Source organism: Gordonia polyisoprenivorans NBRC 16320 = JCM 10675 (genome assembly GCF_000241325.1).
Classification (GTDB): Bacteria; Actinomycetota; Actinomycetes; order Mycobacteriales; family Mycobacteriaceae; genus Gordonia; species Gordonia polyisoprenivorans.
The window spans coordinates 337,251-362,180 of record NZ_BAEI01000031.1 but is presented as its reverse complement, the minus strand read 5'-3'; the positions used below and the strand labels follow the sequence as shown (position 1 = coordinate 362,180).

Below are 24,930 nucleotides of genomic sequence, written 5' to 3'. Positions count from 1 at the left end.
TAGGTAGAAGCAACGACGGTGGCGCTCACTTGGTGGTCTCCTTCTTACCCTTGAACATGCCCAGCATGCGGTCGGTGACGGCGAACCCGCCGACCACGTTGAGCGTTCCGAACACCAGCGCGACGAACGCGATGATGCGCACACCCCAGTTGGCGTCGGCGGGCAGCGATCCCAGCACCACCAGCGCACCGAGCACGACGATGCCGTGGATGGCGTTGGTCCCCGACATCAGCGGGGTGTGCAGGGTGTTGGGGACCTTCGAGATGACGGCGAAACCCACGAATCCCGCCAGGACGAGAATCGCGATATTGGCCAATAGTTCGGTGTACATCAGGCCGACACCTCCTTGTCGCGGGTCACACACGCGGCGGCAATGACCTCGTCCGCGAAATCCGGTGCCAGCGCCCCGGATTCGTCGAGCATCAGATCGATCAGAGCGAACAGGTTCTTGGCGTAGAGCTCGCTGGCGTGCTCGGGCATGGTGGCCGGCAGGTTCAGCGGCGAGGTGATGGTGACGTCGTGTTTGACGACGGTCTGCCCGGGCTCGGTGAGCTCGCAGTTGCCGCCGGTCTCCCCGGCCAGGTCGACGATCACGCTGCCCGGCTTCATGCCCTCCACCGCAGCGGCGGTGACCAGGCGCGGAGCCGGCCGACCCGGCACCAACGCGGTGGTGATCACCACGTCGAAACCCTTGATCGCGTCCTCGAGCGCCTGCTGCTGCTGGGCCCGTTCGTCCTCGGTCAGCTCTCGGGCGTACCCGCCCTCACCGGCGGCGTCGATACCGAGATCGAGCCACTGGGCACCCACCGAACGCACCTGCTCGGCAACCTCCGGCCGCACGTCGTAACCGGTGGTCCGCGCACCCAGACGCTTGGCCGTGGCCAACGCCTGCAAACCGGCCACACCCACACCGAGGATCAGCGCCGTCGCCGGCTTCACCGTGCCCGCGGCGGTGGTCAGCATCGGGAAGAACCGCGTGGACAGATCGGCGGCCACGATGACCGACTTGTAGCCAGAGACGTTGGCCTGCGAACTCAGCGCGTCCATCACCTGTGCACGCGAGATACGCGGGATCGCCTCGACGGCGTAGGCCTCCACCCCCGCATCGCGTAGCGCACCGATCTTGTTGTCGGCGTTGCGCGGAGCCAGGAAACCGATCAGTTTCTGACCACTGCGCAATTTGCCGATCTCGGCGTCGGAGGGTGGCGATACCCGCAACACCACATCGGCCGAATACGGATCACCGATCGTCGCCCCCGCGTCGACGTATTCGGAATCCGGGATCAGCGCCCCGAGACCGGCCCCCTCTTCCACGATCACGGGGACCTTCTTGCCCACCAGCGACGCGACGACCTTCGGGACCAGCGCCACACGACGCTCTCCGGAGGCCGTTTCGCGCACGACACCCACACTCATTGCTATTCGTTGTCTTTCGTTGTCGTCGGTTGTCAGCGACTCATCACGTTGCGACTTGTCAGGTGTGCATCGACGACGACGACGAACGATCGGCCCGGTCGGTGCGCTGATCGGCCGTGCCGCAGCGATGCGGTCGGGGTGGGGCAACGGATTGCGTCGCCACCTGAGAAAAACGTGCGACGAACATAACATGACCTCAGCTGATGCTGATCAACGGCGTTGACTTGCTCACTTTTTCTTGACTCGGCGCATGCCGGTCGGGTTTGCCTCTCGAAGCGGTCAGTGAGCGGGCCGACCGAGCGAGGCGAACAGCGCCGCGAGTTCGGCGGGCGTCGGCAGCCGCGGCGGTTGCCGACGGCGGTCGGCCGGGCGCGTCAAGCCGATCTGCGGCTGCACGGTCGGGGCCGGGTGCGCGCGGCGCTGGGCTGCCCTGGCATCGGGGTCGGTGACCGGGACGTCCCAGCGCAGGCGCGCGGACAGCGATTGCTGCACCTCGCGCGGGGTCGGCACGCGGTTGCCCGCGGCGTCGGTGGACGGCTGTCCCGGTTCGGGGACCGGAATCAGGCGATCGAGTGTCTCGTCGAAGTTCGCCGGGAGTGGCACGCCTTCCTTGCGCAGCCACATGCCCCAGGGGTTGCCGCCGTCGAGGACGACGTAGGTGGTGTTGCCCGACGACCAGGTGCGTTCGACGGGGAACTTGTTGACCTGATCGCCGAACTTGCCGTGGATGGTGGCGCCGGGTGCGAGGTAGAACGCCCAGCCGAGTGGATCGGCGATCGGATTGGCCATGTCGCACACCAGATCTCCCTTGATGCAGTAGGAGATGACGCGGGTGCTACCGGTGGCGGCCGGGTCCCGCGGGCCGTTGGTGTAGGCGCCGGGCAGCACGCTCGGGAAGACGTTCTCGGCCCCGGTGTCGGGGAATCGGGTGTCGGCACCGGTCACGACGACGACGTTGCTGTCGGGGATCGCGCCGGGAATCCCGGCGGCGTACCGCTGGTGGAGCAGATAGGCGATGTTCATCGCGACCGCGGAGCCCTGTGAGTATCCGCTGAGGACGATGGTTCCCTTGCGTCCCTGGGCAATCCACGCCCGCTGGGCGTCGGCGAGGCCGGTGGCGGTGCCCTCGTCGACGGAGGTGTTGTACGCGTCATGCCCGACGATGCCCACCGGTCGGCCGGCGACGGTGAAGCCGAATGCCTCGGGGTAGTCGACGATCTCCACGTTCGGCCGATACGGGTCGAAGAAGCCGAGGCCGACGGTGCGCCCGTACTGATCGGCGCCGGCCGGTGCGGAGCCTCCGACGATGTCGTGGGCGCGGATCGGGTCGAAATCGGTGGTACCGGGCGCCAGGACGACCGTCGAGTCACGACCGAGATCGGGCGGCAGCCAACTCGGCTGCCGGCGGATCGTCGGTAAGCCGTCGTCGGTCGCAGCGCTCGCCGGGACGATTCCCGCGGCCATCGTCATGACTGCACACACGGCCGCGGCACACACCGCGGTGACACCCACGACGACCCGACGCACGCGACCCACCTTTCAACCGGCCCCCGCGGCCGACCCTATCGGTGTCGGCGGGTCGGCGCTATCGGGCCGAGGTCGTCGTGGGCGTGTCGTCGGAGTTCGACTGGGATGACCCGGTCTGCAGCAACTCGTTCTGCGGCGACTCGTTCTGGGGCGACTCGGTCTGGGGCGTCGTTGCCGTGACACTTGTCGTTGTCGGCGCAGTGGTGATCGGCGCAGTGGTGGTCTGCGCAGTGGTGGACTGCGCAGTGGTGGCCGGCGCAGTGGTGGCCGTCGGGGCCGCCGAGGTGGTGGATGGTTGTGCGACAGTCGTTTCGGCCGAGGTGGTCGCAGCTTGGGGCGACGCAGCCTGGGTCGACGCCGCCGAGGTGGTCGCGCTTGTGCTCGCCGACGCCCTCGATGCCGACTTGTTCGATGCCGTCGGCGCGGGCAGCACCGAGCTGTAGTCGGCCCGGCACGCCGACGGGGTGGCGGCGCAGGTGTCGGGGTCGTGCACGGGGACGTCGAGGCCGAGCCGCGCGTAGAGGAGTTCCTGCAGTTCTCGCGGCGTCGGTACCTCGTAGGCGCTCAACTGTTGTCGGAGTGCGTCGGGCATCGGGATGCGCAGGTCGGCGAGGGTCGACCGGTGACCGGGCATGGGCACCGGCACGAGGGCGCTCAGGACGTCGTCGACTTCTTTGGGGACCGGAATCCCGAGGTCGCGCAACATCATTCCCCAGGGATTGCCGCCGTCGTAGACGATGTAGGTGGTGTTACCGCTGTCGCTCTTCCACTCCTTGGCAATGGAGTACTCGTTGATCCGGTAGGTCAGGAAGGCGTGCACGTAGAACCCGGGGAGCAGATAAAAGAACGTCGAGACGGGATTGATCAGCGGGTTGCCGACGCCGCAGGTGGCATCGCCGCGCACGCAGTAGGAGTAGACCGCGATGTCGCCGGTGTCGGCGGGGTTGCGGTCGCCGTTGGTGTACATGCCGGGCAGAACGCTCGGCACGACGTTCTCGACCCCGGTGTGCGGGAAGCGTGAGTCGGCGCCGACGATGACGGCGAGCTGGTCGTCGGGGATGTCACCGGTGCCCTGAAGGTTCTTCTGGTGCAACAGGTATGCGACGTTCATCGCGATCGGCGCGCTTTGCGAGTAGCCGTTGATGACGACCGTGCCCGCCGGTTTCTGGGCGTGTGCGGTTTCGGCATCACGCACCCCGTTGATCGACCCGACCTCCACCGAGTGGGTGAAGGTGTCCGAGCCGGCGAGATAGATCGGGAAGCCGAACGGGTCGATGCCGAACGCGGCCGGATAGGAGACGATGTCGATCGACGGCGCGGCGTGCGGGTCGACGATCGTCTTGCCGTCGGCGTCGGTGGTGACGCCGCCGAACAGTCCGATACCGAGGGTCCGTGCGGTCTGGTCGCTGCCGTCGTAGTCGGTGGTACCGGGGATCAGGACGACCACGTCACCGTTGTCGAGGTGCGGCGCCCACGGAGGTGTCTCGATGATGGTCGGCTTCGCCTGATCGATCGTCGCCGGCGGGTTGATGTCGGGGAAGACGATCGGCCCGATCTGCAGCGCGTGCGCCATCCCCGGCTGAAAGCCCGGTTGTACGAACATGATCGCGGTGGCGAACGCCACCGCGACCGTCAGCATCGAGCGCCGCATACGCATGTGTCTCCCTGAGAGATCCGTCGTCGAACCGGCGAACCGACAGCTCATCGGCTCGCGAGCGCGCCCCCGCCCGCGTCGAGAGGTGAGTGTAATGGGAGGGCGCCGCGATGGCCGCGTTTGTGCGCTTTCGCGACGCGGGGGTGCGCCTTCTCAGGAAATGGAGTAGGTCCGCGAATCCAGGCCGGTCGCGCCGTCGGGCACCGGGTCGGCGGTCGCCGAGGTCTGCACCTGTCCGTCCTTGCCGATCGCCCGACACGTGACGGTGTGCTGCCCGGCGCCGGCCTGCCACACGTACTTCCACGGCCGCCAGGTGTCGTCGCTGTAGTCGGTGGCCAGCGTCGCCTGCTCCCACGGGCCGTCGTCGATGCGGACCTCGACGCCGGCGATACCGGTGTGTTGATGCCAGGAGGTACCGGCCAGGACCACTTGTCCGGCAGGCAGATCCGAGCTCGACGGCCGGTCGATGCGCGAGGAGATCTTGATCGGTCCCAGCTGTGACCACCCGCGCGAGGTCCAGTACGCCTGCGCCTTGTCGAAGCTGGTGAGCTCCCAGTCGACGACCCACTTGGTGGCCGAGACGTATCCGTAGAGACCCGGGATCACCTGCCGCACCGGATAGCCGTGCTCGACCGGCAGCGGCTGTCCGTTCATCCCGATCGCCAGCAATGCGTCCCGGTTGTCGGTGATCGCCGATACCGGTGTGCCGCACGTCCATCCGTCGGAGCTGGTGGAGTACAGCATGTTCGCGCCGGGGCGCACGCCTGCGCGGTCGAGGAGGTCTTTCATCCGGACCCCGAGCCAGCGCGCGTTGCCGATCAGGTCGCCACCGACCTCATTGGACACACACGTCAGGGTGACCAGCCGTTCGGTCATGGGCATCGCCAGCAGGTCGTCCCAGGAGAGGGTGAACTCGTTGTCGACCATGCCGTGCACCCGCAATTGCCAGTCGCCGGTGGTCAACTGCGGGACCTGCAGGGCGGTGTCGATCCGGTAGAAGTCGGCGTTACCCGTGACGAACGGGGTCGCGCCCGGTACCCCGATGTCGGCCGACGCCGGCACCGGCGGTGCGGGGGAGGCCGGGGCGGGCAGCCGCAGCGCGTTGCGGTCGGCGATGGTCTTGGCGGCACCGGCGAGCAGCGTCCGTCCGAGCGCGCCGACGGCGACGGCGGCCGCGGCGATCCCGGCGGCGGTGAGGACGAAACGACGTGAGGCGGGCGCGTGCAGCACTCCGGGGCTGTCGTCGGAGTCCTCGGACGGGGCTGTCTGGGCCCGGGCCGTTTCCGCGTCGGCGTCGAGGATGCCGACGAGTATCCGCAGGGCGATCACCCCGGCCGCACCCGCGAACAACGACGGCAGCATGTACGTCGCCGACGCCCCGGGGCGTCCGAGGGACGCGACGACCCCGACGATCGCGAAGACCACGATGACGATCGATCCGATCGGTGGTCGGCGGCGTTCGGCCACCCCGCACACTCCGGCAAGGATCGCGATGACCACGCCCATCACCACGAACAGCGCCAGTTTGTCGGAGGTGCCGAAGGTACTGATCGCCCACTCCCGCATCCACAGCGGCGAGTGGTCGACGACGCTCGATCCGACGGCGAAGTACGGCGAGGATTCCGGTGAGATGAACGCGGCCACCAGTTCGCCGACCCCGAGCGCGGCGGCGACGGCGATGATGCCGGTGAGCGCGTTCACCGGAACCGGCACGCGCCGTCCGGGTGCGTGCCGGACGGTGTCGGGGTCGGGGTCGAGTCCGGAGGCCACACCCATTGATACGCCGAGAGCGGCGGATGTGTCGTCGAAAGGCGGCGCGGGGTCGGTCGGATGCCGGACCCGGCCGTGGCCGAACGACCCGGCAATACTAGAACGTGTTCTATTTCGTGGGTTAGGCTGATGACCATGGCAGCGGACACAGCGATCCCCGACACCGTCGCACTCGGATCGGTCGACGAATTCAGCGACGAGGTCGACGTGGTGGTCGTCGGCCTCGGCATCGCGGGCGGATGCGCCGCGGTGGAGGCGGCCACCGCAGGCGCACGCGTGCTGGTTCTCGAACGCGCAGCTCAGGCCGGCGGGACGACGGCGCTGGCCGGCGGCCACTTCTACCTCGGTGGCGGCACGGCCGTCCAGCAGGCGACCGGCTTCGAGGACTCCGCGGAGGAGATGGAGCGCTACATCACCGCGGTCTCACGCGATCCCGAGCCGGAGAAGATCCACGCCTACTGCGTCGACAGCGTCGATCACTTCGAGTGGCTGGAGAATCTCGGCTTCGCCTTCGAGCGCAGCTACTACCCGGAGAAGGCGGTGGTCCAGCCCGAGACGCAGGGGCTGATGTACACCGGCAACGAGAAGGTCTGGCCGTTCAAGGACATGGCCAAGCCCGCACCGCGCGGCCACAAGGTGCCCGTCCCCGGTGACACCGGCGGTGCGGCGATGGTCGTCGAACTACTGGTGAAGCGGCTCGCCGAACTCGGCGTCGAGGTCCGGTACGAGACCGGTGCACGCAATCTCGTCGTCGACGACGAGGGTTCGGTTACCGGCGTGGCGTGGCGCTCGATCTCCGGCGAGCACGGAGTCATCGGCGCCCGCGGGGTGATCATCGCCGCGGGTGGCTTCGTGATGAACCCGGCGATGGTCGCCGAGCACGTGCCGTGGCTGACCGAGAAGCCGTTCGTGTTGGGCAACACCTACGACGACGGGCTCGGCTTGCGGATGGGGGTGTCGGCGGGGGCCGTGCTCAAGCACATGGATCAGGCGTTCTGCACCGCGCCGGTGTATCCGCCGTCGATCCTGCTGACCGGGATCGCGGTGAACAAGAACGGCGACCGATTCGTCGCCGAGGATTCCTATCACTCCCGGACGTCGGCTTTCGTTCTCGAACAACCGGATTCGACGGCGTACCTCGTCGTCGACGAAGCGCACATGAAGCGTCCGCGGATGCCGTTGGTGCCCCTGATCGACGGGTACGAGACGGTCGCGGAAATGGAACAGGCCCTGGGCATTCCGTCGGGGAACCTGCAGAAGACCCTGGACCGCTACAACACCCACGCGGCCGAGGGCAAGGACCCCGATTTCCACAAGTCCGCGGAATTCCTTGCGCCACAGGATCACGGGCCGTGGGCGGTGTTCGACATGAGTCTGGGCAAGGCGATGTACGCGGGCTTCACCATGGGCGGGATGGCCACGTCGGTCGACGGTGAGGTCCTCGGCGCCGACGGCTCCCCCATCGCGGGCCTCTATGCGGCCGGGGCGTGCGCGGCCAACATCGCGCAGGACAGCAAGGGTTACGCCAGCGGCACCCAGTTGGGTGAGGGCTCCTACTTCGGCCGGCGGGCCGGCCGGCATGCCGCGGGGCGCCGAATCGAGTAGTGCATTACGCATGTCCTCGACGGTGCGCGGTGATGGACTTCTCCACGTCCGCTCGCCACCCCGAGGTCACCCGGCGGGCCTACCCGAGGTTGTCGCATGCGTTGGAAGAGAGTGGTTCCGATTCTGGTGGTGACGCTGATCGCCGTCGTCACCACTGCCGCATGGTCGGTCGGCCCCGCGTCTGCCGCGCCGGGCCGGATCGTGTCGTCGGAGGCGATCGGCTCCCACCAGCTTCTGCTGAGCGTGTTCTCACCGTCGATGGGCCGATCCATCCCCGTGCGGGTGCTGCGTGCCGCGGACCGGCGGCCGGTTCCGCGCCTGTATCTCCTCAACGGGGCAGGCGGTGGTGAGGACTCTGCGAACTGGGTGGAGCAGGGCAACGCTCCCGCGTTCTTCGCCGACAAGCCGGTCGATGTGATCATCCCGATGGCCGGTGCGTTCAGCTACTACACCGACTGGCAGCGCGACGATCCCACTCTCGGCCGCAATCGCTGGGAGACCTTCCTGACCCGCGAGCTGCCCGCTGCGCTGGACGGGATTCTGTCGAGCACCGGCCGCAACGGCATTGCCGGACTGTCGATGTCGGGGAGCGCGGCGCTGTCGCTGGCCGAACGCGCCGGCGACCTGTACTCGGCGGTGGCGTCGATGAGCGGTTGTCCCAACACCAGCGGGCTGCTCGGGTCGGCGTACGTGCGCGCCACCGTCGAAGGGCGCGGCGCCGCCGACACCACCAATATGTGGGGGCCACCCGGCAGTCCCGACTGGGTTGCGCACGACGCGCAGATCAACGCAGAACGTCTGCGCGGCAAGGCCGTCTTCGTGTCCTCGGGTCCCGGTGTACCCGGCCAGCACGACAACGTCTCCGACGCCCAGCACATCCAGATGATCCTCGTCGGTGGACCCATCGAAGCGGCCGTCGACGAGTGCAGCCACCGGTTCGTCGCCCGCCTGGCCGCCCTGGGAATCGGTGTCACGACGTATTTTCCGCCGACGGGCACACATTCGTTCGCCTACTGGAACGACGCGCTGGCGCGCGCCTGGCCGGTCCTGGCGAGCGGATTGCGGTGAGCCCGTGTCCGGGCGCCTGCCACCCTCAGAGTGGTTTCAGTGTCCTTGACCACCAACGATGTTGACGTCGGTGAGTGTCCGGCCGGTGGTCAGCGGCCCGAACACATAGATGGTGGCTGCGACGATCGCCATCGCCGCGGCGACCACGGTGAACAACCACCCCGCGCCGCTGTGATGGAACAGCGGCACCAGGATGAACGGCATCAGCCCGCTGGACAGTCGGGACAGTGAATACGTCCAACTCGTCGCGGTACCCCGAAGTCGTGTGGGGAAGATCTCGGCCTGGTAGACGTGATACGAGTTCGAGAAGACGTTGCTCGCGGCGGTGTAGAGGAAGCCGAACACGATGATCATCGCCGTCGTCCCCGAAATGCCGAACAGGACGCCGAAAACCGCCATCGTGATGGCCGAGCCCACGATGAGGTACTTGCGTTCGAAGCGCTCGATGAGCGGCAATGACACCAACGAGCCGATCGGGTATCCAATGTAGGTCACCGCCAGGAATCCCAGACTGTCGACGATGTCGTACCCCTTGGCGGCCAACACGATCGGGGCCAGGGTGCCGAATCCGTAGTAGCCCCAGGTCTGGAAGAACTGGAACACCGCCATCATCAGGGTGCGGGGCCGGACCGCACCGTCGAACAATTCCCGCAGTGCACCGCCGTGCTGGGTCGACGGCGTCGACGGCGACGGATCCGGCAGCGGCAGTCCCCGCTCCCGCGCCTCGGTCTCGAATCCCGTGACGATCTCGTCGGCCTCGGTGTCGCGCCCGACCGAGGACAACCACCGTGGCGACTCCGGGAGCCCGCGACGCAGAACGAAGATGATCACCGCCCCCAGCGCACCGATGATGAACAGCCAGCGCCAGCCCTCCAGTCCGAGCGGCTGCAACGGTACGAGGTAATGACCGAGGAAGCCGACCAGCGGAACACCGACGAAGGACAAGGTGTATGCCCACGCCGTGTACCTGCCACGTTCGGTGGGTGGCAGCATGTCGCCGAGATAGGTGTCGCTGACCGGGGGTTCGGCACCGATGCCGATCCCCGAGAGGAACCGACAGATCACCAGCATCGTCGCGTTCGGGCTGAACGCCGCGAGCAGGGTGAACACGGAGTAGGTACTCATGCTGAGGAGAAAGGCGCGGCGACGGCCGAGGCGGTCGGCCAAGCGGCCCAGCGTGATCGCGCCGACGAACATACCGAGGAAGGCCGACGCGAGCAGGAGCGTCAGCGCGTTGCCGCCGAGGCTGAACTGCTTCTTCAGCACCGAACTCAGCGTGCCGGCGAGGAAGACCTCGTAGATGTCGAAGAACAGTCCGAAACCGATGACGACGGTCGCGCGACGGTGCAGCGGTGTGATCGGCAACCGATCCATCCGCGCGGCGATCGAATAGGTTTCGGCAGGGGTGGACACGCCCGCACGCTACTCCGGCGACTCCGTTGACGATGTCGAACTCCCGATTGTCGGATTCGCCGGGTATCCACCGGATTTCGGCCCGTTCAGTCAGCGCGTGTGCGGCCGAAAACCCCGCAGTCGCAGGCTGTTGGCGACCACGAAGACCGACGAGAAGGCCATCGCTGCTCCGGCGATCATCGGGTTCAGCAGTCCGGCCGCCGCGATCGGCAACGCGGCGACGTTGTATCCGAAGGCCCAGAACAGGTTTCCCCGGATGGTGCGCAGCGTGCGCCGCGAGAGCGCGATGGCGTCGACCACCTTGCGCAGGTTACCGTCGACGATGGTGAGGTCGGCGGCGGCGATCGCGACGTCGGTTCCGGTACCCATCGACACACCGAGATCGGCCTGGGCGAGCGCGGCGGCGTCGTTGATGCCGTCACCGACCATCGCCACCGTCTTACCCTGACGCTGGAAGTCCTTGACCGCGTTCACCTTCTCCTCGGGCCGCACCTCGGCGATCACCTGGTCGATGCCGACCGCGCCGGCCACGAAACGCGCCGCTCCCGCGTTGTCGCCGGTCAGCAGAACCGGCGTCAGACCCATGCGTTTGAGTTCCGAGATCGCTTCTCGCGATGATTCTTTCACCGTGTCGGCGACGACGATCACCCCGTACTCGGTCGAGTTGTCGCCCTCGATGCCGACGATCACCGCGGTCGCTCCCCGTTCGTGGGCGGCGTCGAGTGACTGCCGCAGCGGCTCGGGTAACCGCTCACCGAGTTCCCGGGGGCTGCCGACACGGACCTTCTCGCCGCCCACGATCCCGCCGACACCGACCCCCTCGGTGCTGATGAAGTCGGTGACGTCGCCAACCGGAAGATGCTGGGCGGCAGCGACAATGGCCTTGGCGAGGGGGTGTGCGGATGCCGACTCGACGGCTGCCGCAGCCGCCAGGATGCGATCGCCATCGACTCCGTCTGCGGGCTGGATCTTCTCGACCTGCATGACGCCGGTGGTGACGGTGCCGGTCTTGTCGAGCAGCACGGTGTCGATCCGGCGGGTCTGTTCGAGAACCTCGGGGCCGGTCAACAGAATTCCCAATTGCGCACCACGACCGGTGCCCACCATCAGCGCGGTCGGCGTCGCCAATCCCAGCGCGCACGGGCATGCGATGATCAGCACGGAGACCGCCGCGGTGAACGCGAAGCCCACCGGCGAATCCGACGCGACCGCTGCACCCAGCCAGAATCCCAGTGCGGCAACGGCAATCGCGATCACCACGGGCACGAACCAGGCGGAGATCCGGTCGGCGAGGCGCTGCGCCCCGGCCTTGCCGGCCTGGGCGTCGGCGACCATCCGGGCCATCTGGGCCAGGGCGGTGTCGGCGCCGACGTGGGTCGCCCGCACCAGCAGCCGGCCGCTGGTGTTGATCGTCGCGCCGACCACCGAGTCGCCGGGGCCGACCTCGGTCGGCATCGACTCCCCGGTCACCATCGACGCGTCGACCGCCGAGGCGCCGCCGACGACGACGCCGTCGGTGGCGATCTTCTCGCCGGGTCGCGCGACGAATTCGTCGCCGACCGCCAGCTCTGCGATCGGAATCCGCTGTTCGACGCCGTCGCGCACGACGGCAACATCCTTGGCGCCCAGGCGCATCAGGGCGCGCAGTGCGTCACCGGCGGTGCGCGTCGCGCGCTTCTCCAGATATCTGCCGAGGAGCAGGAAGGTCGTGACACCCGCGGCGGCCTCGAGGTAGATGTTGGCGCCGCCGTCGCCGCGTTGTGGGATCAGGTCGAAGCCATGGGTCATGCCGGGTTCGCCTGCGGTGCCGAGGAACAGCGCGTAGAGCGACCACCCGAAGGCGGCCAGCGTCCCCATCGACACCAGGGTGTCCATGGTGGTGGCGCCGTGCCGCAGGTTCACCCAGGCGGCGCGGTGGAACGGCCACGCGCCCCACACCACCACGGGTGCGGCGAGCGTCAACGACAGCCACTGCCAGTAGGTGAACTGCCACGCCGGGACCATCGCGAGCACGACGACCGGAATCGTCAACGCGGCGCTGATCAGCACTCGGGTACGCAGTGCGTCGAGGTCCGGGTCGGCGTCGGGGTCGGCGTCGTCGGCCCCCGACGGGCGGTCATCGACGGGCGCGGCGTCATATCCCGCGGATCGGATGGCCGCGATGAGTGCGGCGGTATCCACCTCGGAGGGATGGTCGATCTGGGCGCGTTCGGTCGCGAAGTTGACGGTGGCGTGCACGCCGTCGAGTTTGTTGAGCTTGCGCTCGATGCGGTTGGCGCACGACGCGCAGGTCATCCCCTCGATGTCGAGGTCGATGCGTTCGGTGGTGGGTGCGGTCATCGGTGACCCCCATGGAGATCGGTGGTGGTCGAATGATGTTCGGGCACCGGTACTCCCGCGTCGGGCGCGACCGCATGCCCGACGGCGAACGCGATGGCGAACACCGCCGCGAGCGCCACCAGGAAGGCGGCGACCCGCACGACGGTGTTCGACGCGACGGTGTTCGGGATCATCTGCGGGTCACACCAATTGGTAGCCGGCTTCGGTGACGGCGCGGGCGACCGCCTCGCGGTCGAGGGGTGTCTCGCTCGTCACCTCCACCCGTCCCGAATCGACGGTCACGTCCACGTTCTGCACACCGGGGATCTCCTCGATCTCCTCGCGGACCGACGCGGCGCAGTGGCCGCAGGTCATGCCGGTGACGGTGTAGGTCTCGCTCGCCATGAGCACGCTCCTTTTCAAGGTGTAAATGCTTGTCGAACAGTGGTTTTCAGGACTTGACCAGACGGGCAATCGCCTGCACTGCCTCGTCGACCTTGGCCTTGCCCTCGGCGTCGCCTTCCTGGGCCGCCCGGACCACACAGTGATTCATGTGCTCCTCGAGCAGGCCGAGACTGACCGCCTGCAAGGCCTTGGTCATCGCCGAGACCTGGGTCAGGATGTCGATGCAGTACTTCTCTTCTTCGACCATCCGCTGCAGACCGCGGGCCTGTCCCTCGATCCGCCGAAGGCGACGCAGATAGTCATCCTTGTTGCTGATGTAGCCGTGTTCGGCGTGATCCATGATGTCCTCCTCGGGCACCGTGTCCTGATACCCCCTACAGGTATACGCCCCCGGGGCGGCACACGCTACCCCCCTAGGGTATGCGGGAGAGGAGGGTCACGAAGAGATGAGCGCCGTCGACGCAGTGGAGAGAGCGCCGTTGGCGGAGAGAAGGGCGCTGTCGGCGGTCAGTCGCGCCGCAGCGCGGCGGCCAGTCGCGACAGAGCTGTCGCGACGTCATCAAGAGCGTCGCCGACCTCGGTCAGGCCCAACGTCGGCTGCAGATCGTGCGCCGGGGCAGATTCCTGCGCCGCGAACTCCGAGGGTGCAGGCGTCGGAGCGGTAGCCACGTACGGCTCGTCCGGCGCGAAGGTGGGCTCCGGACGCGAGGCGGGGACGTCGAAGCTGTGGCGTCGGCCGTGGTAGGGGGTCTGATCGTGCGGGGGCGCCGAGTCGGTGGACCGACGGCCGCCCCGATAGTCCGACTCCCCGACCATCGGCGGCTCGGACCTGGAAGGTTCCGGCCTGAAGGGTTCGGGGCGGGAGGGTTCGGGGCGGGAGGGTTCGGGGCGGGGCGGCTCCGGCATCCGATGCGACCCGCGGGCACCGGCCCCTGCAACCGGCAGGTCACCGGTGGACGGCCCGTGGGATCCGCTCGGACCCGGTGCCGTGCCCTGCGTCGAATACTCGGGCCCGGGCGCCGAGGAGTGCAGCCCGGCATGGCCGTGACCGCCCGCGGCCATCCCCGACATCGCGGTCGGTGCGTGACCATTGGATCGGACGTAGAGGTGCGGCCCGGGGTGGCCGTGGAAGTACAGGCACGGGGCGTTCTCCAGCGAGCGCACCGGGCACGGATTGCGTTCGATCAGCGACTGCGCGTGCGGGTCGAAGTCGTTCCACTCCAGCCAGAATCGCCGATCATTGCGCGGCGACGTGCTGCCGTCGGTGGCGTGATTGCCGCGGTGACCGATCGGCAGGCGACATTCGAGCATCCACCCGGCCGACTCCGGGAGTCCCAGCGCGCGGCGTTCGGCAGCCGTACTGACCACCGTCGACCAGCAACCCTCGCTGTCCATCGAACCTCCCATTCGCGCGGTCCGACCGCGCTGTGCCCGGTGGGTCCACGCGTCGTCCACCGAGGGCGGACCGGCCGCACCGACAGCCTGCTCGTCACCATGTGCGGTAAGAAAACGCGACCCCCGCCGGTCAGTGTACGAAGGAAGACCCGTCGGGGCTACCCCGGGACGCTCACCGGCGCGGCGTCGGCGACCTCGGCAATCACACCTCGTGCCAGACCGAAATACCTCGACCTCGCGTCGACGTCGGACCGCGGGAAGTCCGAACGCACGTGGCAGCCCCGTGATTCACGGCGCGCGGCCGCCGCGGCCACGACCACACCGGCAGCCAGGGTCAGCGACGCGTCCTCGGCGTCGGCGACCCCGGCGATCCGGCGCATCGGCGCCGACTCCAGCAGCGTTGCGACCTCGGCGAGCCCCGAGGCGTCGCGGCACAGCGCGACGTGGCGGCTCATCGCATCCTGGAGGGTCGTGCGGTCGAGTGCGGGTAGGTCCTCGTGACCGCGCACCTCGTCACCGTGCACCCCGTCGACGGCGGCGCCCCGGATCGCGTCGCGGTCGGTCACCGCGACGCCGGCCGCGCGGATACCCATGACCACGCCCTCGAGCAGGCTGTTGGAGGCGAGTCGGTTCGCGCCGTGCAGACCGGTGCGGGCCACCTCGCCGGCAGCGAGCAGACCGGGCACACCGGTGCGGGCGAAGGTGTCGGTGACCACGCCGCCGCACTGGTAGTGCGCCCCGGGTACCACCGGGATCAGGCCGGAGTCGAGGGACAGCCCGGCCACCCGCACGCCGGCGGTGACCGTCGGGAATCGGTCCGCGAAGCGATCGATACCCGAAATGTCGAGGTAGACGCACGGATGGCCGGTGCGGGCGAGGGCCGCCATCGCGGCGTTGGCGACGACGTCGCGGGGAGCGAGATCGCCGAGCGGATGCACGCCCGCGGTCACCGACGCTCCGTCGGCGTCGACGAGCCGTCCGCCCTCACCGCGGATCGCCTCGGTCACCAGGGTTCGGCGCCCGCGCTCTCCCGGGGTGTACAGCATCGTCGGATGGAACTGGATGAACTCGAGGTCGGCGACGCGGGCCCCGGCACGAAGCGCCAGGGCGATTCCGTCGGCGGTGGCCCCGGACGGATTGGTCGTGGCCGCATACAGATGCCCCGCACCGCCGGTGGCCAGCAGGACCGTCGGCGCCGACACGACGCGGGGTTCGCCGACCCCACCGTTGGCACCGCCGCGGACGTAGGAGACGCCGACGGCACGGCCGACGATGTCGGTGAGCACCCACGTCACCACCGATTCGTCGAGGCATTCGATGCCGCCGGCGGCCTGCGCCTCGCCCAGCGCCGCCCACAATGCGCGTTGCACGGCCGCGCCGGTCGCGTCGCCACCGGCGTGCAGGATGCGCCGTACCCGGTGGCCGCCCTCTCGGGTGCGGGCCAGCGCACCGGTGGGATCGCGGTCGAATTGCGTTCCCCACGAGATCAATTCGGAGACCGCCGCCCAGCCTGCGTCGAGGATGGGGCGGCTCGCGGCGGGGTCGCTGAGGCCTGCGCCGGCAGCCAGGGTGTCGGCGAGATGCGAGTCGACGGAGTCGGCGGGGTTGTCGGGCATGACGACCGCGACACCACCTTGCGCGTAGAAGGTGGCGGTGGGCTGTTCGGTCCGGTCGGTCTGCCATCGCGGGCCCTTGTGCACCAACACGACGCGTAGTCCGGCAGCCCGTGCGGTGAGTGCCGCGGCGATACCCGCCACTCCCGCGCCGACCACGACGAGGTCGGCGGATCGCGACACGGCCATGGTCCACCTCTTTCCTTGCTCCCGTCACAGCGGCTGCGGCGACGGGAATCTGTGTCGAACAACCAGCGGTGCACGTTTTCGATTCCCAGTCGAAAACCTCTCCCGGCGGACTCTACGCCATCGCGTGTGGACGACATATCTTTTAGGTGCGCAGATGCGCACATGTGGGTACAGTTCATTCGGTGCGGACCCTGCTCACCAACGCGACGTTCGGGCGGCTCTATCTGGCGCAGATCGTGTCGCTGGCCGGAACCGGACTGATGACGGTCGCGCTGGGACTACTCGCCTACCGCCTGGCCGGTGATGACGCGGCACAGGTCCTCGGCGCGGCGCTGGCGGTCAAGATGGTGGCGTATGTGGTGATGGCGCCGGTCATGCGCGCCCTGCTCGCACGGTTCTCCCCGGCCCGGGTGCTCATCGGTGCGGATCTGACCCGCACGGCCATGGCGGCGTGTCTGCCGTGGGTGGAACACACGTGGCAGATCTATCTGCTCATCTTCGCCCTGCAGACGGCGTCGGCGACGTTCACGCCGACGTTCTCCGCGACGCTGGCCCACGTCGTTGCCGACGAGGTCGACTACACCGCCGCGGTCTCGGCGTCGCGCGCCGCCTACGATCTCGAGGCGCTGCTGAGCCCGCTACTCGCGGCCGCATTGTTGACCGTGTGGTCCTACTCGACGCTTTTCGCCTGCACCGCAGTCGGTTTCGTGTGCTCGGCGCTGCTCGTGCGTTCCTCCGGCCTACACCGCACCCACCTCACCTCTCCGACGATGACCACCTTTGTCGACAGGCTCGGCTCGGGTGTGCGAATCATGTTCGGCCACCGCGTGTTCCGTCGGACCCTGTGGGCCAACCTCGCCGTCGCGGCGGCGACCGCGGTGGTATTCGTCGGCACGGTGGTCTACGTCCGCGCCGATCTGCACGCCAGCGACTCGACCGTCGCCGTCGCGCTGGCGGTCTTCGGCGGCGGATCGCTCGTCGCGACACTGCTCGTACCCGTGCTGTCCCGACGCGTGGGGGTGGCGATGGTCTTGCTCGCCGGCGCGGGTACGTGTGCCGTCGGGTTGGCCGGCGCCGCCTGGTGGCTGGCCGCACAGCCCAGCGCCGCGGCCCTGTTACTGACCTGGGTGGTGCTCGGTGCAGCCACCTCACTGGTCAACACCACCGTGCCCCGGCTGATCCGTGACCGTACCCCGACGGCGGTGTGCGACGACGTCTTCGCCGCGCAGTTCTCGTTGTCCCACGCCGGGTTCCTGGTCACCTACTCGATCGCCGGCTGGGGTCCGGCACTCGTCGGTTCGGCCGGAACCGTCGGCGTATTGGCAGTGGTGGCCGCGGTGGCCACCGGATTCGCGACGTGGACCGGGCGCGCCGACACCGCCGACGAGTCCGCGTCGTCCGAGTCGGCGTCGTCGCCCGCGCGGCTCGCGATCTCTCCCCTACGATGACCTCACGGCGCGCCGGAGCCGCCGCACCGCAAGCGAGGTCACGTGGACGGGGTCAGATGAAGGTCGAGGACGACTCACCGACGCCGAGTCTGCACCATCGCGTGCACGCCGACCCCGAGCTCCTCGGCACCGCGGCGTCTACCTTCTCGATGCTCGCCGACCCCACGCGCCTGCACCTGTTGTGGCTGCTCACCGAGGGTGAGGCCGATGTTTCCGCGCTCACGACAGCGGTCGGCGCGTCACGTACCGCGGTCAGTCAGCACCTGGCCAAACTGCGTTTCACCGGACTCGTCGACACCCGACGGGACGGTCGCCGGGTGATCTATCGCATCCGCGACGGTCACGTGAGCCGTCTCGTCGCCGAGGCAATCAATCACGCCGATCATCGCGTCACCGGAGAACCCGCCCACGAGTAGCAACCGGAGGCCCACGAGCCGGGTGGACGAGGTGACGCTCGGTACACTGGCCGGCGGTGACGATCATGAACAAACCCCTAGTCAACACCCCCCGCACGGAATCCTCCGGTCTTCTCGATCCGCATGAGCAGGGATCGGTGCGCACGCAGTTGCGGCCGGTGTCGCCGCTGTCGGAGGCCTACCGATTCGGCTCGACGGCCGTGCACGCCACGGCCGGCGTGGCCCGGTTCGCGCTCGGGACCGCCACCGACGCGCTGCGGCTGCGCCCGCCGACCGCACAGCGCACGGCCCGACGCGCAGCCCACGAGGTCCGCACCACCTTCGAGCATCTCGGCCCCACCTACGTGAAGCTCGGTCAGCTGATCGCATCGAGCCCGGGAGTCTTCACCGAGACCCTGGCGTCGGAGTTCGAGTCGCTGCTCGACCGGGTCTCCCCGGCCGACGATGCCGACATCCGTGCGTTGTTCATCGAGGAGTTCGGGCGGCCTCCGGAGGAGGTTTTCGCGACCTTCGACACCGAGCCGATCGCGTCGGCGTCGATCGCCCAGGTCCACACGGCCACACTCGCCGACGGCACCGAGGTGGTCGTCAAGATCCAGCGGCCGGGCATCGGTGAACGGCTGGCACCCGACGTCGCCATCCTCGATCGCCTCGCCGCGCTGGCCGAACTGTCGGAGTACGGCCGCATGCTCAGCGCCCGGCACGTCGTCGAGGACTTCGCGACCGGCCTCGACGCCGAGCTGGATTTCCGCAATGAGGCGTCGACAATGCGCGAGTGGTACGAATGCCTGCGCCCGGGCCCGTTCGGCGACCGGGTGCGTGTGCCCGCCGTCTACGACGAGTTCACCACCGCCCGTGTGCTGACGATGGAACGCATCTACGCCACCCGCATCGACGATGCCGCGGCGGTCCGCGCCGCCGGGCACGACGGTGTCGCACTGTGCCGCAATCTCCTTCTGTCCCTTCTGGAGTCGGCGTTCCACGGCGGCCTTTTCCATGGTGACCTGCACGCGGGCAATGTGCTCGTCGACGACGCGGGCCGGCTCGTGCTGCTCGACTTCGGCATCGTCGGACGGTTCACCCCGCGCACCCGGCGCATCTTGCGTCAGCTCGTCGTGGATCTGATCGTGCGCAACGACTACGAATCGGCCGGGCGCGCGATCTTCCTGCTCGGCGCGGTACGCAATCCGGGCTCGACCGCCGCGGGCGGCGCCGACATCGAAAAGGTCGCCAAGCCACTGTCGAGCACCGACCTCGGCTCGATGAGCTACACCGATCTGGGCCGTCAGCTCGCCGCCGTCGCACGCGCCCACGATGCCCGGCTGCCACGCGAGCTGGTGCTGGTGGGCAAGCAACTCCTCTACGTCGAGAAGTACATGAAGTTGCTGGCCCCGCGGTGGAAGGCGATGAGCGACCGCGAGATCTACGGATACATGGCCGGGATCATGAAAGAGGCCGAGCGTGATCGTCGATCGGCGGGATCGGCGGGCCGCTGAGCCGATGGGCGAGGCGTTGGACCGTGCCGCGGGCACCCGCCATTAGGGTGGAACGCAGTCGCGAGCGCCCGACGATGGCTCGACGTCGCCAACCTGAGGGAGACGATTGATGAAACGAGTGTTGCCGGCGCTGCTGGCGTTCTTCGGCGTGGCCTGCATCACCGCCGCGATCGCCATTCCGCTGGCCCTGGTCCCGCAGCTCCGGGTGGTTCCACTCGATCTCGACATCACATCCAATGCGACCACCGTGCCCGCCGACGGTTCTCCCGGTGAACGTTTCCCGGCGGTCATCTTCGATCGCTGCTCGATCGGTCAGGCCAAGGCCGAGACCCTGCAGGCGCACCTGACCCAGCAACGCCGGTCGGTGATCGTCGACCCATCGGATCGTCGGCAGGCCACCGTCCAATCCGCACAGACCGTGCAGGTCGACCGCACCCGCACCGCGGGCGGCGACGAGGCGCAGCCACCGGCTCCCAACGCCAACGGCGACCTGCAGTGCAACGACGGCCTGCTGACCGCGAGCATCGATCGGGTCTCGGTGAGCCGCAAGACGTCGGTGCCGAATGGCACCGTCAGCTCCCTGCAGGTCGAGGCCGCACCCAAGGGTGTCGACGCCAAGGACGTGTCGGTCCAGCTCACCAACCGCAAGGGCTTCCAGTACAAGTTCCCGTTCGACACCAAGAAGCGTTCGTACCTGGTCTATGACCTCAATACCCGCCAGGACACCGACGCCAAGTTCGTCGGCGAGCAGACCATCGACGGCGTCAAGACCTACCACTTCCGGACCCAGGTCCCCGAGACCGATCTGTCGACCCTGCCCAACCCGCAGAACGAGGCCGCGCTCGGCACCATGCTGACGATGCCGGCCAAGTGGTGGGGCATCACCGGTGCCGGTGTTCGACCCAACGACCAGGTCAACATGCACCGCTACGCGACGGCGACGCGTGATCTGTGGGTCGAACCGGAGACCGGCACCATCGTCGACGGCCGTGAGGACCAGCATCAGTACTTCCGGTCGCCGTACAAGGACGACGACTCCACCCCGGCCGCGGTGCGCAACTATCAACTCGACGCACTGAAGGGCACTTTCGCCTGGACCGATGGCACCGTCTCCGAGCAGGCGTCGAAAGCCAAGCACTACATGGGATTGCTGAAGCTCGGCAATCTCTGGTTGCCGCTGATCCTCGGCATCGTCGGTGTGCTCCTGCTACTCGCGTGGCTGCTGTTGCTGCTGCGCGCCCGCCGCAACCGCCCGACCGATCCCGACGACGACCTGGACGGCGAGGCTCTGCGGGACGGCGAACGCGGCGGCGAGGTGCCCGACGGTGACGAACCCGGATGGGACGAACCCGGATGGGACGAACCCGGCTCGGAGGAGCCGACGGTCGTCGAGCCGCGCGGTGCCGCGGCGGCGGCACCGACGGCAGTCATCGCCTCCCAGCGCTCTCGGCACAGCGCCCCGCAGTCCCCCAATCCCGAGGACGACGACAGCGCCTATCTGTGGGATCGTCCCACCCAGCGCATCCCCCGCGTCGAGGGACCGGCACCGAAGATCGACGGTGATCGGGACTTCCGGTCGATCGACGATTCACCTTCGGCGCCAACGGGTTCCGAGGACGTCGCCCACGACGGCGGCGTCCACGAGAAAGGCGACCCCGACGACGGTGAGACGTCGGTCTTCCGGCGGCCGCCCACGGAGTAGCCGATCGCGGGCGGGTCGGTCATCGCGGGGCGGTAGCTCATCGCGGGCGGTAGGTCATCGCGGGCAGTTGATCGAGACCCGACAGAGCGAGGCCCAGCACACCACCCAGGCCGACTGTCGGGTCCCCCACGACCGCGGCTCTCACCTCGCAATCGTGTAAGTCGGCTTATACCGTGGCTGACTGAACGTCCGCCGAGGTGAGTGGGTGAGCATATGTGGCGTTTCGGTGCACTGGGTTGCGCCCTGGGCGGCGCGGTCGCCGGCGTGCTGATCTCGACGTCCGTCGCCGCACGGCAGGCGGCACACATGCTCTCCCCGACACGGGCCGCGCACCCCGCCCCCACTTCGGAGCAGCCGAGTACGCGCACGGACCCGGTCCGCCGACCCATGTAGGTCTCCCCACACCCGTCGCAACGAAACAACGAGGGCCGGTGATCAATGATCACCGGCCCTCGTTCGTGGTCGTTCAGGCGCTCGCAGGCGCTCTGACCCCGATCAGCGGATCAGAAGAACGCCGGGGCGAAGGTGCTGCCCCACGACTGCTTGAAGTCGGCCTGCCAGTAGTCCCACCAGTGATCGCCATCGGGGGTGATCCGGGTGGTGAGCTGGATCGGGAGGGTGCGCAGCCGTGCGATGTAGATCTGGCTGCTGGTCGACGCGGCGACCTCGAGCGGAACCATCTGCGCGAAGTGCACCGCGTTGAAGTTCGGGCTGCCCGGGGTGATCGATGAGTCGTAGCGACTGCCCATGCCGGTGCCTGCCGAGATGAAGACGCGATGGCCCGACAGGTTCCCCGCAGAGAGGAACGGGTCGTTCTGGAACCACTCACCGGCCGGGTAGAAGCCCCACATGTTGTTGGGGTCGCCGCCCATGGTCGAGACCGACGCCTGGATGCCCTGGGTGAAGCCGGGCATGGTCACCGTCGGGTAGCCGCTGTAGGACGCGACGGCCTTGTAGAAATTGGGGTGGCGAGAAGCGAGGTTGAGCGCCGAGGTGCCCGACATCGACAAGCCGGCGATGCCGTTGCGCTTGTTGTCGCTGTTGTGCTGCTTCGCCATGTAGGCGGGCAGCTCGCGGGTCAGGAAGGTTTCCCACTTGTTGATGCCCAGCTTCGGGTCGGGGCGCTCCCAGTCGGTGTAGAAGCTGCCGCCTCCGCCGAACGGAATCACGACATTGGTGCCCTTGCCGCCCATCCAGCGGGCCACATCGGTGTTGATCAGCCAGCCACTGTTGTTGTTGGGCGCACGCAGGCCATCGAGCAGATAAAGGGTCGGCTTGGGGCCTCCGCCTCCTCCGTCGACGATGCACACGGGCACGGAACGGTGCATGGCGGCGGAGTAGACGTTCTCCACTCCGCAGCCGTTGGCAGCATGGGCGGCTGGCGCGGCAACCGTGGTGACACCGGCAACGGCGGCCAAGGCCACCATTCCCGCCACCAGGCGCTTACGGGCGCGAGTCAGCATCAGTTGTCAATCCTTACGATCGTGACCCGAGCGGGCTCGTTCACATGGGTGGTGCGGGGTGGTGGCGGCTCTCCGCCCGGGACGATCCCCGTCGCGGCCGATAGTAACGGCCCCATAACACCGCGGCAAAGGCGCTCGAGGGGCCACCACCCACTGCGACAGATCCTGCCAGGCTCGGGTGACTGCCGTCACCTGCGCCAATCACGGTTGGACGTCGACTTGATCACATCGCAAAAAGAAATCTGAGATGCGGTCCGAAATGTCCTGAGAGTCCTTAAAGAGTTGTCGGTGAATGCGTGACGCACCGCACCGGTGCCGATCAGGTGTCGGGCGCATTAGTGTCGGTGTCGACTCTCAGGGAGGTCCAGTGACTCAGCAGCAGCAGGCCGACGCCATCGTGGTCGGGGCCGGTTTGGCCGGACTTGTCGCCACCTATGAACTCACCCGCGCCGGACGCAAGGTGATCGTCGTCGATCAGGAGAACCGCAACAATCTCGGCGGGCAGGCGTTCTGGTCGTTGGGCGGGCTGTTCCTCGTCGACACCCCCGAGCAACGGCGTCTCGGTATTCACGACTCCGCCGAGCTGGCACTGCAGGACTGGATGGGCTCGGCCGGCTTCGATCGCGACGACGAGGACTACTGGCCGCGACAGTGGGCCCGCGCCTACGTCGACTTCGCCGCGACCGAGAAGCGGCAGTATCTGCACGACCTCGGCCTGCGGGCACCGCTGGTGGGTTGGGCCGAGCGCGGCGGCGGATTCGCCGATGGCCACGGCAACTCGGTGCCGCGATTCCATCTGACCTGGGGCACCGGCCCCGAGGTGGTGCGGATCTTCGCCGAGCCGGTGCTCGACGCCGAGCGGCGCGGCCTGGTCGAGTTCCGTTTCCGCCATCGCGTCGACGACATCGTCGTCGAGGACGACATGGCGGTCGGGGTGCGCGGCGCCCTGCTCGAGCCCACCGATCTCGAGCGCGGGAAGGCGTCGGGCCGCGAGGTGGTCGGCGACTTCGAGATCCGCGCCGGCGCCGTCGTGCTCACCACCGGCGGGATCGGCCACAACCACGATCTGATCCGCGAGAACTGGCCGGTGGAGCGCCTCGGTCCGGCGCCGAAGACGATGATCGCCGGGGTGCCCGCCCACGTGGACGGCCGGATGCTCGGCATCGCCGAGGATGCGGGTGCGAGTCTGGTGAATCGCGACCGGATGTGGCACTACACCGAGGGCATCATCAATTGGGACCCGATCTGGCCCAATCACGCCATCCGGATCATTCCCGGGCCCTCGTCGATCTGGCTCGACGCCAACGGCGACCGGCTGGCTCCGCCGAATTTCCCCGGCTTCGACACCAACTCCACGATGAAGGCGATCCTCGCGACCGGTCACGATTACTCGTGGTTCATCCTCACGCAGTCGATCATCGAGAAGGAGTTCATGCTCTCGGGTTCCGAGCAGAATCCGGATCTGACGCGCAAGGATCTGAAGTTTGCCGCCAAGAGCCGCTTGGCCAAGGGAGCCCCGGGACCGGTGGCCGCGTTCGTCGAGCACGGTGAGGACTTCGTCGTCGCCGACAACCTCGCCGAACTCGTGCACGGGATGAACAAGATCACCCGCGGCCCACAACTGGATCTGCAGAAGGTCGAACGCATCATCTCCGCGCGTGACGCCGACGTCGACAACAAGTTCTCCAAGGACGCGCAGCTGATGGCCATCACCAATGCGCGGCAGTATCTCGGCGACAAGGTGGCCCGGGTGGCCAAACCGCACAAGATCCTCGACCCGGAGCACGGCCCGCTGATCGCAGTCCGCCTGAACATCTTGACCCGCAAGACCCTCGGTGGACTTGAGACCAACCTCGATTCGGCGGTCATGCGTCCCGACGGGACGGTCTTCGAGGGCCTCTACGCCGCGGGCGAGGTTGCCGGTTTCGGCGGTGGCGGCGTCCACGGTTACAACGCGCTCGAGGGCACCTTCCTCGGGGGCTGCATCTTCTCCGGGCGGGTCGCGGGGCGGGCGATCGCGCGGAAGTAGCT

The 24,930-nt window shown here is 68.1% G+C and carries 20 protein-coding genes; 7 read left to right on the top strand and 13 right to left on the bottom strand.

Translation table 11 applies throughout. The annotated features are described in order from the left end of the window. Positions 1–25: 25 nt before the first annotated feature. The 5 genes from GOPIP_RS09055 to GOPIP_RS09035 form a co-directional block, all read right to left on the bottom strand. On the bottom strand, positions 26–331 hold the full coding sequence (locus GOPIP_RS09055) for an NAD(P) transhydrogenase subunit alpha part 2 (protein WP_006369335.1): 306 nt from the start codon (positions 329–331) through the stop codon (positions 26–28). Further along, a complete protein-coding gene (locus tag GOPIP_RS09050) occupies positions 331–1,416 on the bottom strand; it encodes an NAD(P) transhydrogenase subunit alpha (protein ID WP_035727547.1) in 1,086 nt (361 codons plus the stop codon). Before GOPIP_RS09050 ends, GOPIP_RS09055 begins: the two co-directional genes overlap by 1 nt. A gap of 279 nt (positions 1,417–1,695) precedes the next feature. Further along, entirely contained in the window at positions 1,696–2,943 is a 1,248-nt protein-coding gene (locus tag GOPIP_RS09045; protein ID WP_006369333.1) for a cutinase family protein, read from the bottom strand. 58 nt (positions 2,944–3,001) lie between these two features. Beyond that, complete coding sequence (locus GOPIP_RS09040; RefSeq protein ID WP_006369332.1) at positions 3,002–4,600, bottom strand: alpha/beta hydrolase family protein; 1,599 nt, start codon at positions 4,598–4,600, stop codon at positions 3,002–3,004. A 150-nt stretch (positions 4,601–4,750) separates the two neighbouring features. Beyond that, the gene (locus GOPIP_RS09035; RefSeq protein ID WP_006369331.1) at positions 4,751–6,373 is read right to left on the bottom strand and encodes a molybdopterin-dependent oxidoreductase; all 1,623 of its coding nucleotides are present in this window, start codon (positions 6,371–6,373) and stop codon (positions 4,751–4,753) included. Positions 6,374–6,502: 129 nt separating this feature from the next. Here GOPIP_RS09035 and GOPIP_RS09030 point away from each other — a divergent pair, with 129 nt between their 5' ends. Then, positions 6,503–7,972: an FAD-binding protein gene (locus GOPIP_RS09030; protein WP_006369330.1), complete on the top strand. Its 1,470-nt coding sequence runs from the start codon at positions 6,503–6,505 to the stop codon at positions 7,970–7,972. A 96-nt stretch (positions 7,973–8,068) separates the two neighbouring features. Then, complete coding sequence (locus GOPIP_RS09025; protein WP_006369329.1) at positions 8,069–9,040, top strand: alpha/beta hydrolase; 972 nt, start codon at positions 8,069–8,071, stop codon at positions 9,038–9,040. Positions 9,041–9,076: 36 nt separating this feature from the next. Here the strand turns inward: GOPIP_RS09025 and GOPIP_RS09020 are convergent, their stop codons facing one another. From GOPIP_RS09020 to nadB, 7 genes are all read right to left on the bottom strand, one after another. Further along, the gene (locus tag GOPIP_RS09020; protein ID WP_006369328.1) at positions 9,077–10,453 is read right to left on the bottom strand and encodes an MFS transporter; all 1,377 of its coding nucleotides are present in this window, start codon (positions 10,451–10,453) and stop codon (positions 9,077–9,079) included. Positions 10,454–10,543: 90 nt separating this feature from the next. Beyond that, positions 10,544–12,793 carry a heavy metal translocating P-type ATPase gene (locus GOPIP_RS09015; protein WP_006369327.1) on the bottom strand — a complete coding sequence of 750 codons (2,250 nt, stop codon included), beginning with the start codon at positions 12,791–12,793 and terminating at the stop codon, positions 10,544–10,546. Continuing rightward, positions 12,790–12,966, bottom strand: coding sequence for a hypothetical protein (locus GOPIP_RS29025; RefSeq protein ID WP_006369326.1), 177 nt, complete (start codon positions 12,964–12,966; stop codon positions 12,790–12,792). The genes GOPIP_RS09015 and GOPIP_RS29025 overlap by 4 nt, the downstream gene beginning before the upstream one ends. A 7-nt stretch (positions 12,967–12,973) precedes the next feature. Beyond that, entirely contained in the window at positions 12,974–13,177 is a 204-nt protein-coding gene (locus tag GOPIP_RS09010) for a heavy-metal-associated domain-containing protein (RefSeq protein ID WP_006369325.1), read from the bottom strand. Between the two features lie 46 nt (positions 13,178–13,223). Next, positions 13,224–13,517: a metal-sensitive transcriptional regulator gene (locus GOPIP_RS09005; protein WP_026920394.1), complete on the bottom strand. Its 294-nt coding sequence runs from the start codon at positions 13,515–13,517 to the stop codon at positions 13,224–13,226. 167 nt (positions 13,518–13,684) lie between these two features. Then, positions 13,685–14,572 (bottom strand): hypothetical protein, encoded by an 888-nt coding sequence (locus tag GOPIP_RS09000; RefSeq protein ID WP_006369323.1) that lies wholly within the window; start codon positions 14,570–14,572, stop codon positions 13,685–13,687. A 158-nt stretch (positions 14,573–14,730) separates the two neighbouring features. Next, positions 14,731–16,374 carry an L-aspartate oxidase gene (nadB, locus tag GOPIP_RS08995; RefSeq protein ID WP_006369322.1) on the bottom strand — a complete coding sequence of 548 codons (1,644 nt, stop codon included), beginning with the start codon at positions 16,372–16,374 and terminating at the stop codon, positions 14,731–14,733. A 182-nt stretch (positions 16,375–16,556) separates the two neighbouring features. Here nadB and GOPIP_RS08990 point away from each other — a divergent pair, with 182 nt between their 5' ends. From GOPIP_RS08990 to pgfA, 4 genes are all read left to right on the top strand, one after another. Continuing rightward, positions 16,557–17,822, top strand: a complete 1,266-nt coding sequence (locus GOPIP_RS08990) for an MFS transporter (RefSeq protein ID WP_006369321.1) — start codon at positions 16,557–16,559, stop codon at positions 17,820–17,822. A gap of 56 nt (positions 17,823–17,878) precedes the next feature. Further along, positions 17,879–18,238 carry an ArsR/SmtB family transcription factor gene (locus tag GOPIP_RS08985; protein WP_006369320.1) on the top strand — a complete coding sequence of 120 codons (360 nt, stop codon included), beginning with the start codon at positions 17,879–17,881 and terminating at the stop codon, positions 18,236–18,238. Positions 18,239–18,294: 56 nt separating this feature from the next. Next, positions 18,295–19,734 carry an ABC1 kinase family protein gene (locus GOPIP_RS08980; RefSeq protein ID WP_035727531.1) on the top strand — a complete coding sequence of 480 codons (1,440 nt, stop codon included), beginning with the start codon at positions 18,295–18,297 and terminating at the stop codon, positions 19,732–19,734. Positions 19,735–19,843: 109 nt separating this feature from the next. Then, entirely contained in the window at positions 19,844–21,436 is a 1,593-nt protein-coding gene (pgfA, locus tag GOPIP_RS08975) for a cell envelope lipid trafficking protein PgfA (RefSeq protein ID WP_035727525.1), read from the top strand. Between the two features lie 503 nt (positions 21,437–21,939). Here pgfA and GOPIP_RS08965 read toward each other — a convergent pair. Beyond that, positions 21,940–22,899 carry an alpha/beta hydrolase gene (locus tag GOPIP_RS08965; protein ID WP_006369317.1) on the bottom strand — a complete coding sequence of 320 codons (960 nt, stop codon included), beginning with the start codon at positions 22,897–22,899 and terminating at the stop codon, positions 21,940–21,942. Positions 22,900–23,266: 367 nt separating this feature from the next. Here GOPIP_RS08965 and GOPIP_RS08960 point away from each other — a divergent pair, with 367 nt between their 5' ends. After that, positions 23,267–24,928, top strand: a complete 1,662-nt coding sequence (locus GOPIP_RS08960; protein ID WP_006369316.1) for an FAD-binding dehydrogenase — start codon at positions 23,267–23,269, stop codon at positions 24,926–24,928. The last annotated feature ends 2 nt before the right edge of the window (positions 24,929–24,930 follow it).

Excerpts from the sequence above, each read along its gene's own strand:
- GOPIP_RS09040 (WP_006369332.1), bottom strand. The coding sequence starts at position 4,600 with ATGCGTATGCGGCGCTCGATGCTGACGGTCGCGGTGGCGTTCGCCACC.
- GOPIP_RS09005 (WP_026920394.1), bottom strand. The coding sequence starts at position 13,517 with ATGGATCACGCCGAACACGGCTACATCAGCAACAAGGATGACTATCTG.
- GOPIP_RS09050 (WP_035727547.1), bottom strand. The coding sequence starts at position 1,416 with ATGAGTGTGGGTGTCGTGCGCGAAACGGCCTCCGGAGAGCGTCGTGTG.
- GOPIP_RS09035 (WP_006369331.1), bottom strand. The coding sequence starts at position 6,373 with ATGGGTGTGGCCTCCGGACTCGACCCCGACCCCGACACCGTCCGGCAC.
- GOPIP_RS09030 (WP_006369330.1), top strand. The coding sequence starts at position 6,503 with ATGGCAGCGGACACAGCGATCCCCGACACCGTCGCACTCGGATCGGTC.
- nadB (WP_006369322.1), bottom strand. The coding sequence starts at position 16,374 with ATGGCCGTGTCGCGATCCGCCGACCTCGTCGTGGTCGGCGCGGGAGTG.
- GOPIP_RS09000 (WP_006369323.1), bottom strand. The coding sequence starts at position 14,572 with ATGGACAGCGAGGGTTGCTGGTCGACGGTGGTCAGTACGGCTGCCGAA.
- GOPIP_RS09010 (WP_006369325.1), bottom strand. The coding sequence starts at position 13,177 with ATGGCGAGCGAGACCTACACCGTCACCGGCATGACCTGCGGCCACTGC.
- GOPIP_RS09025 (WP_006369329.1), top strand. The coding sequence starts at position 8,069 with ATGCGTTGGAAGAGAGTGGTTCCGATTCTGGTGGTGACGCTGATCGCC.
- GOPIP_RS08965 (WP_006369317.1), bottom strand. The coding sequence starts at position 22,899 with ATGCTGACTCGCGCCCGTAAGCGCCTGGTGGCGGGAATGGTGGCCTTG.
- GOPIP_RS09015 (WP_006369327.1), bottom strand. The coding sequence starts at position 12,793 with ATGACCGCACCCACCACCGAACGCATCGACCTCGACATCGAGGGGATG.
- GOPIP_RS09055 (WP_006369335.1), bottom strand. The coding sequence starts at position 331 with ATGTACACCGAACTATTGGCCAATATCGCGATTCTCGTCCTGGCGGGA.
- GOPIP_RS08985 (WP_006369320.1), top strand. The coding sequence starts at position 17,879 with ATGAAGGTCGAGGACGACTCACCGACGCCGAGTCTGCACCATCGCGTG.
- pgfA (WP_035727525.1), top strand. The coding sequence starts at position 19,844 with ATGAAACGAGTGTTGCCGGCGCTGCTGGCGTTCTTCGGCGTGGCCTGC.
- GOPIP_RS29025 (WP_006369326.1), bottom strand. The coding sequence starts at position 12,966 with ATGATCCCGAACACCGTCGCGTCGAACACCGTCGTGCGGGTCGCCGCC.